The organism is Pararhizobium sp. (assembly GCF_035497515.1).
GTDB lineage: Bacteria > Pseudomonadota > Alphaproteobacteria > Rhizobiales > Rhizobiaceae > Pararhizobium.
The window spans coordinates 1-15602 of sequence record NZ_DATJDJ010000222.1; the positions used below are offsets into that span (position 1 = coordinate 1).

A 15602-nucleotide genomic window follows, 5' to 3' on the forward strand; every position below is an offset into this window, starting at 1 on the left:
CGCTGACGTCGCCGCATGGCAGGCACAAGCGGCGGATCTCAAGGCCGCCTTCTCAAGTTACGCGCGGCTGGATGAATCGGACCAAGTCATGGTGCGCCCTGCCCTGACAGTCGCTACAAACACATCCTGGCGCAAGGCGGCCCTGCTTGCCGCATCTCTGGTCCTGTTCCTGTCTGGTGCGGCAGCCGGCATCTATGCTGACAGGACATTCGGTGATTCCGTCCCGGTCGAGACCGCTTCCGCGCTCGAAAGCCTGCCGGCACAGTCGAAAACGGCCTTCCTCATCTATGCCAGCGAGAAGCGTCATCCGGTCGAGGTCGGCGCCGACCAGCAGGAGCATCTGGTGACCTGGCTCGGAAAGCGGCTCGACTACAAGCTCGTCGCCCCCGACCTGCGGACAAAGGGTTATTCGCTTGTCGGCGGTCGGCTCGTTCCGGTCAACGGCAAGGCGGGCGCCATGTTGATGTACGAGAACACGACTGGTCAGCGGCTGACCATGCTGCTCGGGAAAAATCCGGAAAACGCGGAAACCAGCTTCCGCTTCGCATCTGCAGGCCCGGTGGAAACGTTCTACTGGATCGACGGCTCGATCGGCTATGCCGTTACCGGCGAACTCAGCCGCGCCAAGCTGCAGGAAATCGCCGAGGAATGTTATCGCCAGTTCGAGAGCTGAGCAGTTGAACTCAGCCGAACCGACCGGCCGGCGCTGATCTCGGGACCAATTGAGATTCGGTTCGGGCCGAGTCGAAAATGATGATTTTCTGTGACCCGGAGCGCAGCGTGCTTCGGTACGTGAGTCCGGAAGCAACGGAAAGCGCCATTTGCAGGCCGGCATGGACCGAATATCGACCGGCCCTAACGGACGGGATCGTTTTCCAGCCTGATCGGCTGACCATGCGGCGTCGCTTCCGCCGCCCTTTGCCAGCTCTTCGTCAGGGTATCGAGCCTATCGGCCGAGGCAATCGACAGTTCCGTCACGAGCCGCGACAGGGCCGCCACCCAGCAGTCGAAATAATCGCTGGCATCATCCCGGCGGCCGGGCTTGAACAGTTCATGCGACAGGGCTTCCGCCCATTCGCTCCAGGAAAAAACGCCCTTTTCATGCAGGCGCACCGTCATGGCGAAGGCTTCCGCCTGCCAGGGCTCGGCGAAGACCGGATCCCCCTCGCTGGACTTCGGCAGCCCCGGCGATCCCGCGAGAAGTGAAGACGGCTCATGCGCGTTCAAGATAGCTCTCCCAGGCATCGATCGAGACGGTCAGCGTCGGATCGGCGCCCTCGCCCCAGATCTCCGGCGCGTCGAACACCACGGTATAGACCCATTGCGGGTTTTCACCCTTGCCGTGGGCATTGTCGTCGGGAAACACGAAGGAACCCTGGACGGCTTCGATGACGCCACTCTTGGCGCGTGTATAACGCGGCAGACGTGTGTGCGTTTCCGGATTGAAGTTTTTCGTGCGCACTCGCTGCCCAACCGCGAAAGCCGGACCATGGGAGACGGGGCGATCACACGGTCCGCCCCTGGCCAGGACAGCCGGGACCATATCCGCCTTCAGGATTCGTTTCGGCTCCGCGCCCTTTTCCAGCATCTGGCCGGCGGCCAACTCTGCCTGCGAAACGAAACCATGCCGCTTCAGCAGGGTCTCCAGGGCCCGCGTCCAGATTTCGTAGTAGCTGGCGGAGAGGTAAGTCGCCGGGGATAAGCTTTCGCGCGCATGCCGGCTTTCGTCGATTGTCCAGGCGCCGAAGGCGCCGCAGGACAGCGTCAGGCCGAGCGCACGCTTTTCCCATTCGGCATGGAAATAGGGCTCGTCCTTCTCCGGAGCAACCGGCCCCATGCCGTGTTGCCCGCCAAGATCCTGTGCGCCGTTCATGCCGCACCTGCGAGAGGTTTGGCGACACCCGTGCCGATCATGGAATCACGGGTGACGAGGTCGGCAAGCGCGCGCTGGTCGAGGCCTTCGGTTGCGGCAGGGCGTTCCGGAATGACGATGTAGCGCAGTTCCGCCGTCGAATCCCAGACCCGGATCTTCCTGCTGTCCGGCAGCGTCAGCCCGAACTCGGCCAGAACGCCGCGCGGATCGATGACCGCCCGCGAGCGGTAAGGCGGCGCCTTGTACCAGACCGGCGGCAGGCCGAGCACCGCCCAGGGATAGCAGGAGCAAAGGGTGCAGACGACGAGATTGTGTGTCTCCGGCGTATTGAAGACGGCGCGCATATGCTCGCCCTGCCGGCCCATATAGCCGAGGCTGGCAATGGCGGCAGTCGCATCGCGCCGCAGCCAATCGGCAAAATCCGGTTCGCTCCAGGCCTTGGCGACGACGATGGCGCCGTTGCGCGGGCCGATCTTGGTCTCGTAGGTCTCGACGATCGCATCGATGGCGGCGGGATCGATCAGACCCTTCTGGGTCAAGACGGTTTCCAGCGCCTTCACCCGCGCCTGCATGTCGGAGAAATGATTGTCATGGTGGTGACCATCATCGTGGTCATCGTCATGGTGATGCTCGTGATCGTGCGACGTCATGGTGTTGATCCCGTTCTCCCGTTCATTTCAGCATCGGCCAAAGACTGAGAACCAGCAAGACGGCCATGGTGATATTAAACCATTTCAGCCGCACCGGATGCGAAAGCCATTGCCTGAGCGCCGACCCGAACCCGGCCCAGGTCGAAACGCTCGGCACGTTGACAACAGCAAAGATGATGCCGACGATCATGACACTGAACAGATAGCTTTGCGCGCTGGTATAGGTCGCCATCGCCGTCACCGCCATGACCCAGGCCTTCGGGTTGATCCACTGGAAGGCCGCCGCCTGCAGGAAGGTCATCGGCACCGCGCCGGCCCGCCCGTCTGACAGCGTTCGCGATGTGCCGATCTTCCAGGCGATCCAGATCAGATAGGCGCCACCGGCGAATTTCAATGCCGTATAGAGCAGCGGCACGGAATGCAGGATGGCGCCCAGCCCGAGGCCGACGGCGATCAGCAGCGTCAGGAAACCGGCGCCGATGCCGATCATGTGCGGGATGGTGCGGGTAAAGCCGAAATTCACACCGGATGCGAACAGCATCATGTTGTTCGGCCCCGGCGTGATCGATGTCGTGAATGCGAAGAGAAACAACGCGAAAAGCGTGTCGGCCTCCATGGAATCCTCCCGGCATTTTATTTTAGGTCAGTTTAGTTGACCTATTGGCGCAGGCCACCCGAAACTTGTCATGGTGACAAGAAGCTATTCCGCATTGTTTTTCACGTGCCGCCCTTTGCCCCGCAACGATACGCCTTAAATGAGACATCGACCATCCATAGGACGGATCGGCAGTCATACCGACGAGAGAGGATTCCATGCCAGGCGCCATCCCAACAACCGCGTTTCCAGACGGCAGGACTGTTCCGGTCATCGGCCAAGGCACATGGCACATGGGCGAAAACAAGAAAACGGCAGCCGACGAGGCGAAAAGCCTGCGCCATGGGCTGGATCTCGGTATGACGCTGGTCGATACGGCGGAAATGTATGCCGATGGCGGCGCCGAGCGGGTCGTGGCCGAAGCGATCCGGGGCCGGCGCGACGACGCCTTCCTCGTCAGCAAGGTCCTGCCCTCCAATGCCAGCCGCGAGGGCACCGTCCGGGCCTGCGAGGCCAGCCTGAAACGGCTGGGCGTCGACCATATCGACCTCTACCTGCTCCACTGGCGCGGCCGCTATGCACTGCGCGAAACCCTCGATGCCTTCGAGACATTGAAAAAGGCCGGAAAGATCGGTGCCTGGGGCGTCTCCAATTTCGATCCCGACGACATGGAGGAACTACGCAGCGTGCCGAACGGCGCAACCGTCGCGACCAACCAGGTGCTCTACAATCTCAACCGCCGTGGCATCGAATATGATCTGCTGAAGGACAGCCAGAAGAGCGGCATCCCGGTCATGGCCTATTCACCGCTCGACGAAGGCCGCCTGCTGCGTCATCCGGAACTGGTCCATATCGCCAAGGCCCACCAGGCCACCGTCGCGCAAGTTGCGCTCGCCTTCCTCATCCGCAATCCCGGCGTCATCGTCATCCCCAAGACCGGCATGCCCGAACGCGTCCGCGAAAACCGTGCAGCGGTGGAGGTCCACCTGACGGAAGACGACCTTGCCACCCTCGACCGCATCTTTCCGCCACCGGCAAGCAAGATGCCGCTGGAGATGATCTGAACAACCAACTGCAGCCGAAGAGGGGCGCTTGCGGCGCCCCCTTTGTCTCACATGCCCTGCGGACCGCGATTCATCGCCGCGATGCCGGTGCGGCAGACTTCGAGAACGCCGAGCGGCTTCATGATGGCGATGAACTGGTCGATCTTGGACGACTTGCCGGTGATCTCGAGGATGAAGTGCTCCAGCGTCGCGTCGATGACCTTGGCATGGAAGGCATCGGCGAGGCGCAGCGTTTCCGCCCGGCTCTCGCCCTGTCCGTTGACCTTGACCAGCGCCACTTCGCGTTCGATCGGCCGGTCATGGCCGAGTTCGGCGGCGCGAACCGTCAAATCGACGACGCGGTGGACCGGAACGATGCGTTCCAGCTGTGCCTTGATCTGCTCCAGCACGTGCGGCGTGCCGCGCGTGACGATGGTGATGCGCGACAGGTGCGACTGGTGTTCGGTTTCCGAGACGGTCAGGCTCTCGATATTGTAGCCGCGGCCGGAAAACAGGCCGATGACGCGGGCAAGCACGCCCGGCTCGTTGTCGACGAGAACCGAAAGCGTGTGGTTCTCCGCCTTTTCGGTTTCCTTGGCGATGAAATAGGCGGAGCCGGTCGGCTGAAGATGTGCATTCATTGTCTTGTCTCTTTCCTATTCATCAAACCAGTGCACGGCCCTTGGCGTCGATCGCGTTGGCGACCGCTTCGTCCGTGGCTTCGTCCGGCAGCAGCATCTCGTTATGCGCCTTGCCCGAGGGGATCATCGGGAAGCAATTGGCGAGATTGGCGACGCGGCAGTCGAAGATCACCGGTGCCGGGCTGTCGATCATCGCTTGAATCGCGGCATCCAGGTCGGCCGGCTTGTCGCAACGGATGCCGACGCCGCCATAGGCTTCCGCCAGCTTGACGAAGTCGGGCATGGCCTCGGTATAGGAGTTGGACAGGCGGTTGCCGTGCAGCAGCTGCTGCCACTGGCGGACCATGCCCATATACTGGTTGTTGAGGATGAAGATCTTGACCGGCAGGTTATGCTGCACGGCGCAGGACATTTCCTGGATGCACATCTGGATCGACGCATCACCGGCGATGTCGATGACGAGGCTGTCGGGATGGGCGACCTGGACGCCGATCGCCGCCGGGAAGCCGTAGCCCATCGTGCCGAGACCACCCGAGGTCATCCAGCGGTTCGGCTGTTCGAAGCCGTAGAACTGGGCAGCCCACATCTGGTGCTGGCCGACTTCCGTGGTGATGTAGGTGTCGCGATGCTTGGTCAGTTCGTAGAGACGCTGGATCGCGTATTGCGGCATGATCACATCGTCGCTCACCTTGTAGGCAAGCGAATTGCGTCCGCGCCACCGGACGATGCCTTCCCACCAATCGGCAAGCCGGTTCTTGTCGATCTCCTTGGCCGACGCCCGCCACTGGCGAACCATGTCCTCGAGCACATTGCCGACATCGCCGATGATCGGAACATCGACGCGAACGGTCTTGTTGATCGAGGACGGGTCGATATCGATATGGATCTTCTTCGAGTTCGGCGAAAAGGCGTTGAGGCGGCCGGTGATGCGGTCGTCGAAGCGGGCGCCGATGCAGAGCATGACGTCGCAGTCGTGCATTGCCATGTTGGCTTCATAGGTGCCGTGCATACCGAGCATGCCGAGCCAGTTTTTGCCGGACGCCGGATAGGCGCCGAGCCCCATCAGGGTCGAGGTGATCGGGAAATTGGTCAGCTCGACCAGTTCGCGCAGCAACTGCGAGGCTTCCGGACCGGAGTTGATGACACCACCGCCGGAATAGATGACCGGCCGGCGGGCTGACTTCATCAGCTCGACAGCTTCGGCGATCCGCCGTGCGTCGCCCTGGAGCGTCGGCTGGTAGCTTGCCTGGATCGGAGCGGCCGACGGCGGCGTATAGGTGCCGGTCGCGAACTGGACATCTTTCGGGATATCGACGACGACCGGACCCGGACGACCGGACTGGGCGATACGGAAGGCTTCATGGATGATGCCGGCCAGTTCGTTGACGTCCTTGACCAGCCAGTTGTGCTTGGTGCAAGGCCTGGTGATGCCGACGGTGTCGCATTCCTGGAAGGCGTCAGAGCCGATCAGCGAGGTCGGAACCTGGCCGGTCAGGCAGACGAGCGGGATCGAATCCATCAGCGCGTCCTGCAGCGGCGTCACCGCGTTGGTCGCGCCCGGGCCGGACGTGACCAGCATGACGCCGACCTTTCCGGTCGAGCGGGCATAGCCTTCGGCCATGTGGCCGGCGCCCTGCTCGTGGCGAACGAGGATGTGCTGGATGTCTTCCTGCTGGAAGATTTCATCATAGATAGGCAGGACGGCGCCGCCAGGATAACCGAAGATGTGCTCCACGCCATTGTCCCTCAGTGCCTGAAGAACAATCTCCGCCCCGGTCATGCGATTATCCTGGTTGCCCTGCGTCTGGTTGTCTGTGCCGCTCATTGGCCTGTTTCCGTCCATGTTTCTGAGTTTGGCTGTGATTATCGTGTTTGAAGGCATAAAAAAAGGCCCCGTTAGGGCCTCGTGTTTTGCGCATGGGTGGCTATCGCCGGATGGTTACACCATCCTGCCCATGCGCCGTCCCACCACAAGAATTGCTGCGATCTGTATCATGGTCGGGAGTGTTATCGACAAATCCCTGCCCCGTCAACGCTTTTCGGAAAACAACCGGGCGCGTCCAAAACGGCACATGCCCTTCCAAGCCCTAGAAACTACTTATTAAATCCCTTCGGATAGGGTGCGATTTCTGGACGAGAGGTTTCGTATTGCTCAATAGCGACCTACATTCATCGATCAGCGCGGGCGAGCAGGAGCGGCGTGACACCCTGAAACGGGGCAACCGCTTCCTCGGACGCGTCGTCGCGTGCAGCGGTTCGCGTGCAACCATCGCAGCACTTGCCGAGAATGGCGAGACGACGTTGAGCGAATTATGGTCCGTCGGCCGGCTGATCTCGATCACCGTTGGCGAGAACCGCGTCGTCGCCCTCGTCTATTCCATGCAGACCGCCACCAATGAATGGGGCGAGGAAATGGACAACGTCTTCCGCATCGAAGTGGAATTGATGGGCGAAGTCCATGTCGGCCTGTCCGGCCGCGAAGAGTTTTCCGCTGGTATCAGCGTCTACCCGCATCTCGGTGCCATCGCCCACCGCATCCGTGCGGCCGACCTTGCCCGTATCTACGATACCGGCAAATCCGAATCCTGCGTCATCGGCAAGCTGACCCAGGATGAGAGCCTCGATGCGCTGATCCATGTCCCCTCGATGCTGTCGAAACATTTTGCCATCGTCGGCACGACCGGCGTCGGCAAGTCGACAGCCGTCGCCCTGCTTTTGCGCAAGGCCATCATTTCCGATCCGAAGCTGCGCGTGCTGATCCTCGATCCGCACAACGCATTCGCCGCCGCCTTTCCGGATCTGGCCGTCGTCATCGACACCGACAATCTGGATCTGCCCTTCTGGCTGATGAAGCTGGAGGAGTTTGCCGAAGTCATCTTCCGCGGCCGGCCGCCGGTCCCAGAGGAACTGGATATCCTGCGCGACGTCATTCCGGAAGCCAAGCGCGCCTTCAAGGGGTCGGATTCGAGCCTTGCGCGCCGGACCAGCGAAAAAAGCTCGATGACGGCCGACACGCCGGTTCCCTACCGCATGGCCGATCTTCTGGCGATGATCGACGAGCGCATCGGCCGGCTCGAAGGCCGAACCGACAAGCCGCATCTGCGCTCCCTCAAGGTCAAGGTCATCGGCGCGATCAATGACCCTCGCTATACGTTCATGTTCTCGTCGAACACGATCACCGACACCATCCTCGAGACGATCGCCAAGATCTTCCGCATTCCCGGCGACGGCAAGCCGGTGACGACCTTCCAACTAGCCGGCATTCCTTCCGAGGTCGTCAATTCGGTCGCCTCGGTCCTTTGCCGCATGGCCTTCGAAATCGGCTTGTGGAGCAATGGCGGCGTGCACATGCTGGTCGTCTGCGAGGAGGCGCACCGTTACGTTCCGGCCGATGCCAGCCTCGGTTTCGTGCCGACGCGGCAGGCGATCGCCCGCATCGCCAAGGAAGGCCGAAAATACGGCGTGTCGCTGGGCATCATCACCCAGCGCCCGGGGGAACTCGACCCGACGATCCTGTCGCAGTGCTCGACGGTGTTCGCGATGCGCCTGTCCAACGACCGCGACCAGGAAATCATTCGTTCGGCTATCCCCAATTCATCGATCTCGACGACAAGCTTCATTTCCTCGATCGGCAATGGCGAAGCGATCGCCTTCGGTGAGGCGGTCGCCGTTCCGATGCGCATGCGGTTTACCCGCGTCGATGAAAAGAACCTGCCGAAGGCCAACGGCGTCGCCGTCAAGATCACCGACGAGACACCCGATACGGTCGATCTTCGCACCGTGGTCGCGCGCATGCGCGCCATGAACGGCCCGGACATTTCCGGCTTCCAGCAGGCGTTCGCCGCCTCAACCGGAAACAACAGCGCATACCAGTCACCGGCGGAAGACGAGTATGCCGATAACAGCGGCTTCGTCGAATCACCGCCGGTCGTGCAGCGCGAGAAGGAGACGCTGGCGCCCGAACCCTACAATTCGACGATGCTGCCACGCGCCGAACCACCCAATCCGCAGCTTGAGCGCTTCAACCAGATCCGTAACCAGTTGCTGTCGGAAGAACCGGCGCCACAACCGGCACCCGATCCCTATCGCCAACCTCTGCGCCCGACGCCAAGCTTTGCCCAGCCATCGCCCGATCAGCCGCGGCCTTCGCTGCGCGAAAGCCTGTTGAAAAAGCCGCTGAGCAGCATTATCCGGAAATAGAGCCATCCGGCGTGCCGGACTGTGGGTCCCAGCGCAGCCAGCTGTCGTCCAGCTGATTGCGGAACCATGTCATCTGTCGCTTGGCATATTGGCGCGTCGCCGCCGACGCGGTCTCGATGACATCGGCCTTGCGCATCGTGCCGGTCAGCATCGCGGCGATCTGCGGCACGCCGATCGCCTTCATCGCCGGCATTTCGGGCTTCAGGTTGAGGGCAAGCAATGCCTCGACCTCCTCGACGGCGCCGGTGTCGAGCATCTGCGCGAAACGCCCGTTGATCCGCTGACGCAGAAGGTCGCGCTCCGGCAGGACGACGATCTTCATGGCGCGGTCGGGATCAATCGCCACCGGCCCCTGCTGCGCCTGGAAATGACGGATCGACCGGCCGGTCGCCTCGAATATTTCCAAAGCCCGGGCGATGCGTTGTCCGTCCCCCGGACGCAGTGTCTCGGCCATGCCGGGATCCCTGGCCATCAGGACGGCATGCAGTGCCTCGACACCTTCTTCCTGCAGCCTGCGACGAACATCGTCACGAATGGAATCTGGAACCGCTGGCATGTCCGACAGCCCGCCGGTCAGCGCCTTGAAGTAAAGCCCGGTGCCGCCGACAAAGACGGGCACCCGTCCCTCGCCGCGCACCCGCGCCAAAATCGCGGTCGCGTCGCGAAACCATTCACCGGTCGAGTAGTGCCGCGCGGCCGGGACATGGCCATAGAGATGATGGGGAACACCCTGCATGTCCGCGTCGGACGGACGCGCCGTCAGCACATGCAGCGTGTCATAGACCTGCATGCTATCGCCATTGATGACCACGCCATTGTTGCGCTTGGCCAGATCGACGGCGAGAGCGGACTTGCCGCTGGCGGTCGGCCCGGTTATCAGGATGGCGTCCTGTCCAATCTCAAGGTTTTTCATCATGGCCTTCGTTGCCACGCTTGTAGCCAACCCGTCAAATCCCATCCTGTCACCGGCACTCGCCGAAGAAGCGGCCACGGCGGTCGATGCATCCGGCCTCTACTGGCTGGCCGATGGGGTCGCCTGCGATATCGCGCTGAAAGACGGCGTCAATCCGGACTGGCAGGAAGCGCTGCTGCGCGGCGTGGTCGGTGACGCACCCATCGATGTCGTCGTCCAGAACGCCGAGACGCGCCGCAAGAAACTGCTGATCGCCGATATGGATTCCACCATGATCGGCCAGGAATGCATCGACGAACTCGCCGCCGAAGTCGGGCTGAAAGACAAGGTCGCTGATATCACCGCGCGCGCCATGAATGGCGAGATCGCCTTCGAGCCGGCATTGATCGAACGCGTGGCGCTGCTCAAGGGTCTGCCGCTCAGCGTCGTCGGCGACGTGATTGCCAAGCGCATCACGCTCACCCCGGGCGGGCTCGAACTCATCGCCACGATGAAGGCCAAGGGCTATTACACCGCGCTCGTCTCCGGCGGCTTCACTGTCTTTACCGGCCCGATCGCCGCAACGCTCGGCTTCCACGAGAACCGGGCGAACATCCTGATCGAGAAGGATGGCGTGCTGAACGGCACCGTTGCCGAGCCGATCCTCGGCAAGCAGGCCAAGGTCGATGCGCTTGTCGATATCACCACAAGGCTCGGCATTTCCACCAGCGAAGCCATGGCGGTCGGCGACGGCGCCAACGATCTCGGCATGCTGCATCTGGCTGGCGCCGGCGTCGCGCTGCACGCAAAGCCGGTCGTCTCCTCGCAGGTCAGGATCCGCATCGATCATGCCGATCTCACGGCACTTCTTTATATCCAGGGATACCGGAAGACGGATTTCGTGCGGTGATCATCGTCGAGACAGAACGGCTGCGCGTGCGCAACTGGCGGGAAACCGACCGGCCGCTGTTTGCCGACATCAACGCCGATCCGAAAGTCATGGAATTTTTCCCCCGCCGTCGCACGCGGGAAGAGTCCGACGCACTGATGGATGAGGCCAGGCTCCGCATCGCCGAAACCGGCCTCGGATTCTTCGCACTGGCGCTGCGCGACACCGACGAGCCGATCGGCTTTCTCGGCCTAGCGCGCACCGATCTTGAGCCGCATCTGCCTGATGGTACCGTCGAGATCGGCTGGCGGCTGGCGGTTCGCTTCTGGCGGAAGGGATATGTCACGGAAGCCGCGCAGGCCCTGCTGCGGCATGGCTTTGAAACGCATGGACTCGCGGAAATCGTCTCCTTCGCCGTGAAACAGAACATCCGATCGACGGCTGTCATGCAGCGCCTTGGCATGCAACATGATCCGGACCGCGACTTCGCCCATCCCCGCGTGCCCGACACCGCGCCTCACTTGAAGCATCACGTCTTGTATGCGCTCAGCCGCACGGCCTGGCCGAAACGATAAAGGCGGCCCTTTGGGGCCGCCTTTCCATTATGTGACGACTGAACCGGATCCTACTCGATCCGCACGGTCACGAACCGCAGTTCGCCGGTCTTATTGGCGATCATCAAAAGCGCATTGCGGCGGCCATCGGCCTTCAGCTTTTCGACTCGCGCCGAAACGTCTTCCGGCGTCTCCATCGCTTCCTGGCCGACTTCAGCGATCACATCGCCGGCTGCGATCCGACGCTCGGCGGCGGCCGATTGCGGATCGACGTCGGTGATGACCACACCTTCGACATCAGCGGCAATGCCATAGGTCTTGCGGGCAGCTTCGTCGAGGACCGCAAGCTTCATGCCGAGAACCACATCGGATGACGGCAGTTCAGCGGCTGGTGGCTCGGCCTGATCCGTGCCTTCTTCCTCAGCCTGCGGGCTTTGTCCCGCCTCGGCTGCATTGTCGCCATCCTCCAGACGGCCGAGCGTCACCTTGACGGTCAGTTCCTTTCCGTCGCGAACGACGACCACGTCGACGGCCTTGCCGACCGGGCTTTCGGCAACGACGCGCGGCAGGTCACGCATCTCGACCACGTCGCGGCCATCGAACTTGATGATCACGTCCCCGGTCTTGATGTCCCCGCCATCGACAGGCCCGCCCTTGATTATGCCGGCGACCAAGGCGCCCTTCGGTGTCTCCATCTTGAGGCTTTCGGCGATGTCGGCCGTTACCGGCTGGATGCGCACACCAAGCCAGCCGCGATGGGTTTCGCCGAATTCTCGGAGCTGGTTGATGACATTGGCGGCAAGTTCGGTCGGCACCGAGAAGCCGATGCCGATCGAGCCGCCGCTCGGCGAAATGATCGCCGTGTTGATGCCGATCACCTCGCCCTTCATGTTGAACAGCGGACCGCCGGAATTGCCCTTGTTGATCGCTGCGTCGGTCTGGATGAAATTGTCGTAAGGACCGGCATTGATGTTGCGGCCCAGCGCCGAAATGATGCCGACCGTCACCGTGCCGCCAAGGCCGAACGGATTGCCGATCGCCATCACCCAGTCGCCGATGCGCATCTGGCGCGAATCACCCAGCGGTACTGCGGTCAACGGCTTTTTCGGCTCGACCTTCAGGACGGCGAGATCGGTCTTGGTATCCGTGCCGATTAGCTTCGCCTTCAGCTTGGAGCCATTGGCGAAATTGACCTCGATGTCGTCGGCACCCTCGATCACGTGATTGTTGGTGACGATGACGCCGGAGGGGTCGATGACGAAGCCGGAGCCGAGCGAATCCACCGTGCGCTGGCGATTGCCGCCTTCTCCGCCCTGTCCCTTGAAATATTCGTCGAAGAACTGCTGGAACGGTGAACCGTCCGGCACCTGCGGCATCGGCGTCTGGTCGTCGTTCTTGATGTTCTGCGACGTCGAGATGTTGACGACGGCGTCGAGAAGACCGGCCGCGAGATCGGCGACCGATTCCGGCCCCTGCTGCGTCACGACGGGTGGCTTCGTCTGCGCCTGCGCGACAGAGGCGATTGGCCACGAATTGAAGACCAGGGCGGCGCTCGCCGCCAGCGTGATGGATCGGACGAAGGAAGCGCGGATGGACAAGCCCATGGGGTCCTCTCGGAAATGGCATGCCGGGACGGCAGCAAGGTGTTCATCGGACGGCGCAGGCGCCTGTATGGACACTCTCCACATCAGAATTTCCGCCGCCCGGTATGGCGTAGAATCTATGCGAAGATAAGGCGGATTTAGGACCCGTCCAGTCATCTTTTCGTCAGCGCGAATGTCGCGCTGGACGCCTCAGGTCATGATATCGTGGCCATGGGCCTTCAGGGCCGCCACGGCCTTGTCGAGGTCGGAACCGATGATGAAGACGTAATCGGTGCTGAAGGTCGAATTCGCGAAGATACCGACGCCAGCGTCCGATAGCGGGTTGAGCACCGATGCCAGCACGCCCGGGACCTCGAAATTGAAATGCTGCTCGATGCGAAAGCACCGCCAGCCGCCGGAGGACTGAATGCCGGAAGGAATGCGCGCCGCCCGGCAGACAAGCGTCATTTCCTCGCGCGAACTGGAGACGGCCCAGAATCCCGCCCCCGGCAGCCACTCCGGAAGTTGCGACCCGATATTGAGCCGGGTGATCGCATATTCGGCATCCACCAGACGAATGAGCAATTTATGTGTCATGTCCTACCCTCGCACCATCCAGACCACTAATACGCCGATGGCAACGGACACAAGACCAAACAGGCGCAACTGTTGCTCCGGAATATGCGGCAATCGCTTTGCCATTTCCACCAAAGCCAAAGGGGCCAGTGCGTACACCAGCCCCTCGATGATCAGGAAAAATGCAATTCCTGTCAGAAAATCACCCATTGTCGCGATCAGTTTCCTGTCGCCGGCGGGGTGACGGACGGAACAGCAGCCCCATCCGAACTGTTGAAGTAACGGAAGAACTCCGAATCAGGCGACAGGACCAGGGTCGTTTCCGGGCTGGCGATCGCCGTGCCGTAAGCCGCCATCGAGCGGTAGAACTCGAAGAACTTCGGATCGCGGGCGAAAGCATCGGCAAAAACGGCTGTCCGTTCCGCCTCACCCTCACCGCGAAGGATTTCCGAATCGCGCTGGGCCTCCGCTACGAACTCGACAACCTGGCGATCGGCAATGGCGCGGCGGGTCTGGCCCTTTTCATTGCCGCGGGCGCGGATCAGTTCGGCTTCGGCAAGGCGCTCGGCCTTCATGCGCTCATAGGTCTGCTGCGATACTTCCTGCGTGAGGTCGGTACGGCGAATGCGGACATCCTCTATGTTGAGGCCGAGCGATTCCGCATCGCCCTTCAGGTCGGCGCGAACTTCGCGCATCATCGAAGCCCGTTCTTCGGACAGCGCCGATTCAAAGCCTCGCAAACCGTAGACCCGGCGAAGCGACGCATCGAGACGCGTGCGAAGACGTGATTCCGCCGATTCGCGGTCGCCCGAGACGGTCTGGCGGAAGCGACGGGCATCACTGATCTTGTAGACCACGAACGCATCGACTTCATAGAACTTGCCGCCGGAGACCTGGACGCGGATATTGTCGAGGTCAAAGCGCAAGGCCTGCTTTTCGACATACTGGACGCGGTCTGCATCCATGAAGGCGAACGGCAGCTTGAAGTAGAGGCCCGGCTCGGTCTTGACGTCCTTGATCTGGCCGAAGCGCACGACGATTGCCTGCTGGCGCTGGTTGACGATGAAGACGGACGAATAGACCACCATCAGCACAAGGGCCAGGCCGATCAGGATGTAGGGAAGACGATTGTTCATTACTGGGCCCCTCCCGACGTCGCGGGCTTGCCGATTTCATTCAGCGGCAGATAGGGCAGCACGCCCTGGCCGTTCTTCTCGTCGAGAATGACCTTCTTCGACTTGCCGAGAACGTTCTGCATGGTTTCCAGATAAAGCCGCTTGCGCGTCACATCGGGAGCCTTGGCATAGGCGTCGTAAACGGAAATGAAGCGCTGCGCCTCACCCTGGGCTTCCTTGACGACACGGCCCTTGTAGGCGGCCGCTTCTTCGCGGATTTGCGCGGACTGGCCGCGCGCCTTGCCGAGCACCTGGTTGGCGTACTGGTTGGCTTCCTCGACGAAACGGTCTTCATCCTGTTCGGCGCGCTGCACCTCGTCGAAGGCATCGGCCACTTCACGCGGCGGGGCCGCATCCTCGATCGCTACCGTGTTGATGGAGATACCGGCACCATAGGTGTCCATCGTCGCCTGGATCGTGGTCTTCACGTCGGCGGCGATCGCCTGGCGATTGTCGCGGAAAATATCCTGCGCCGGCCGGCGGCCAACGACTTCGCGCATGGCGCTTTCGGATACCTGCTGCAGGGTATCGGCCGGATTTTCGACGTTGAAAAGATAGGCCTTGGCATCGGTCACGGAGTACAGCACGGAAAACTGCACGTTGACGATATTCTGGTCGCCCGAAAGCATCAAGCCGGGGGCAGACTGGTCGCCCACGCCGGACTTGCTGCCGATGTTCTGCTGCTGCTCGGTGATCTTGACCAGTTCGACCGTTTCCAGCGGCCAGAAATGGTAATGAAGCCCCGGCATGGAAACTTCGTCCTTCGGCTTGCCAAAGCGCATCTCGACGCCACGCTCATCCGGCTGGACCGTGTAGATCGAGTTGATCAGGACAAAGCCGATCAGCAGCAGGCCGATGATGACGGCGACACCGCCATTGAAACCACCGGGAACGACCCCTTTGAGTTGATCCTGTCCACGGCGGAAGATTT

The 15602-nt window shown here is 61.8% G+C and carries 17 protein-coding genes; 5 read left to right on the plus strand and 12 right to left on the minus strand.

The annotated features are described in order from the left end of the window. The coding region (locus VL202_RS23365) for an anti-sigma factor (RefSeq protein WP_325466450.1) at positions 1 to 673 on the plus strand (673 nt) is incomplete at its 5' end. A gap of 182 nt (positions 674 to 855) precedes the next feature. Here VL202_RS23365 and VL202_RS23370 read toward each other — a convergent pair. Genes VL202_RS23370 through VL202_RS23385 form a run of 4 tightly spaced genes read right to left on the minus strand, consistent with a single transcriptional unit; the run spans position 856 to position 3139 of the window. Next, positions 856 to 1245 (minus strand): nitrile hydratase accessory protein, encoded by a 390-nt coding sequence (locus VL202_RS23370; RefSeq protein WP_414692936.1) that lies wholly within the window; start codon positions 1243 to 1245, stop codon positions 856 to 858. Beyond that, a complete protein-coding gene (nthB, locus tag VL202_RS23375) occupies positions 1214 to 1873 on the minus strand; it encodes a nitrile hydratase subunit beta (RefSeq protein WP_325466452.1) in 660 nt (219 codons plus the stop codon). The genes VL202_RS23370 and nthB overlap by 32 nt, the downstream gene beginning before the upstream one ends. Continuing rightward, a complete protein-coding gene (nthA, locus tag VL202_RS23380) occupies positions 1870 to 2523 on the minus strand; it encodes a nitrile hydratase subunit alpha (protein ID WP_325466453.1) in 654 nt (217 codons plus the stop codon). The genes nthB and nthA overlap by 4 nt, the downstream gene beginning before the upstream one ends. Before the next feature lie 22 nt (positions 2524 to 2545). Beyond that, a complete protein-coding gene (locus VL202_RS23385) occupies positions 2546 to 3139 on the minus strand; it encodes a LysE family translocator (RefSeq protein ID WP_325466454.1) in 594 nt (197 codons plus the stop codon). 197 nt (positions 3140 to 3336) lie between these two features. On the opposite strand from VL202_RS23385, the gene VL202_RS23390 reads away from it, so the two are divergent. Further along, on the plus strand, positions 3337 to 4182 hold the full coding sequence (locus VL202_RS23390; RefSeq protein ID WP_325466455.1) for an aldo/keto reductase: 846 nt from the start codon (positions 3337 to 3339) through the stop codon (positions 4180 to 4182). A gap of 47 nt (positions 4183 to 4229) precedes the next feature. Here the strand turns inward: VL202_RS23390 and ilvN are convergent, their stop codons facing one another. After that, positions 4230 to 4802 (minus strand): acetolactate synthase small subunit, encoded by a 573-nt coding sequence (gene ilvN, locus VL202_RS23395; protein WP_325466456.1) that lies wholly within the window; start codon positions 4800 to 4802, stop codon positions 4230 to 4232. Between the two features lie 22 nt (positions 4803 to 4824). Next, positions 4825 to 6627 carry an acetolactate synthase 3 large subunit gene (locus VL202_RS23400; protein ID WP_325466457.1) on the minus strand — a complete coding sequence of 601 codons (1803 nt, stop codon included), beginning with the start codon at positions 6625 to 6627 and terminating at the stop codon, positions 4825 to 4827. Positions 6628 to 6950: 323 nt separating this feature from the next. Here VL202_RS23400 and VL202_RS23405 point away from each other — a divergent pair, with 323 nt between their 5' ends. Next, complete coding sequence (locus VL202_RS23405; RefSeq protein ID WP_325466458.1) at positions 6951 to 9002, plus strand: ATP-binding protein; 2052 nt, start codon at positions 6951 to 6953, stop codon at positions 9000 to 9002. Here VL202_RS23405 and miaA read toward each other — a convergent pair. Next, positions 8989 to 9918 carry a tRNA (adenosine(37)-N6)-dimethylallyltransferase MiaA gene (gene miaA / locus VL202_RS23410; RefSeq protein ID WP_414692937.1) on the minus strand — a complete coding sequence of 310 codons (930 nt, stop codon included), beginning with the start codon at positions 9916 to 9918 and terminating at the stop codon, positions 8989 to 8991. The two genes, VL202_RS23405 and miaA, sit on opposite strands and share 14 nt — an antisense overlap. Here miaA and serB point away from each other — a divergent pair. Together serB and VL202_RS23420 are read left to right on the plus strand one after the other, a co-directional pair. Continuing rightward, entirely contained in the window at positions 9917 to 10804 is an 888-nt protein-coding gene (serB, locus tag VL202_RS23415; protein WP_325466459.1) for a phosphoserine phosphatase SerB, read from the plus strand. The genes miaA and serB overlap by 2 nt on opposite strands. Further along, positions 10801 to 11358, plus strand: a complete 558-nt coding sequence (locus VL202_RS23420) for a GNAT family N-acetyltransferase (protein WP_325466460.1) — start codon at positions 10801 to 10803, stop codon at positions 11356 to 11358. Before serB ends, VL202_RS23420 begins: the two co-directional genes overlap by 4 nt. Positions 11359 to 11408: 50 nt before the next feature. On the opposite strand, the gene VL202_RS23425 is transcribed toward VL202_RS23420, so the two are convergent. The 5 genes from VL202_RS23425 to hflK all read right to left on the minus strand — a co-directional run. Continuing rightward, the gene (locus VL202_RS23425; RefSeq protein WP_325466466.1) at positions 11409 to 12935 is read right to left on the minus strand and encodes a DegQ family serine endoprotease; all 1527 of its coding nucleotides are present in this window, start codon (positions 12933 to 12935) and stop codon (positions 11409 to 11411) included. A 195-nt stretch (positions 12936 to 13130) separates the two neighbouring features. After that, the gene (locus VL202_RS23430; RefSeq protein ID WP_325466461.1) at positions 13131 to 13517 is read right to left on the minus strand and encodes an ACT domain-containing protein; all 387 of its coding nucleotides are present in this window, start codon (positions 13515 to 13517) and stop codon (positions 13131 to 13133) included. A gap of 3 nt (positions 13518 to 13520) precedes the next feature. Further along, on the minus strand, positions 13521 to 13706 hold the full coding sequence (locus VL202_RS23435) for a DUF2065 domain-containing protein (RefSeq protein WP_325466462.1): 186 nt from the start codon (positions 13704 to 13706) through the stop codon (positions 13521 to 13523). 8 nt (positions 13707 to 13714) lie between these two features. Continuing rightward, positions 13715 to 14632, minus strand: coding sequence for a protease modulator HflC (locus VL202_RS23440; protein ID WP_325466463.1), 918 nt, complete (start codon positions 14630 to 14632; stop codon positions 13715 to 13717). Further along, positions 14632 to 15602 (minus strand): FtsH protease activity modulator HflK (gene hflK / locus VL202_RS23445; protein ID WP_325466464.1); only part of this gene is annotated, 971 nt, incomplete at its 5' end. The genes VL202_RS23440 and hflK, both read right to left, overlap by 1 nt.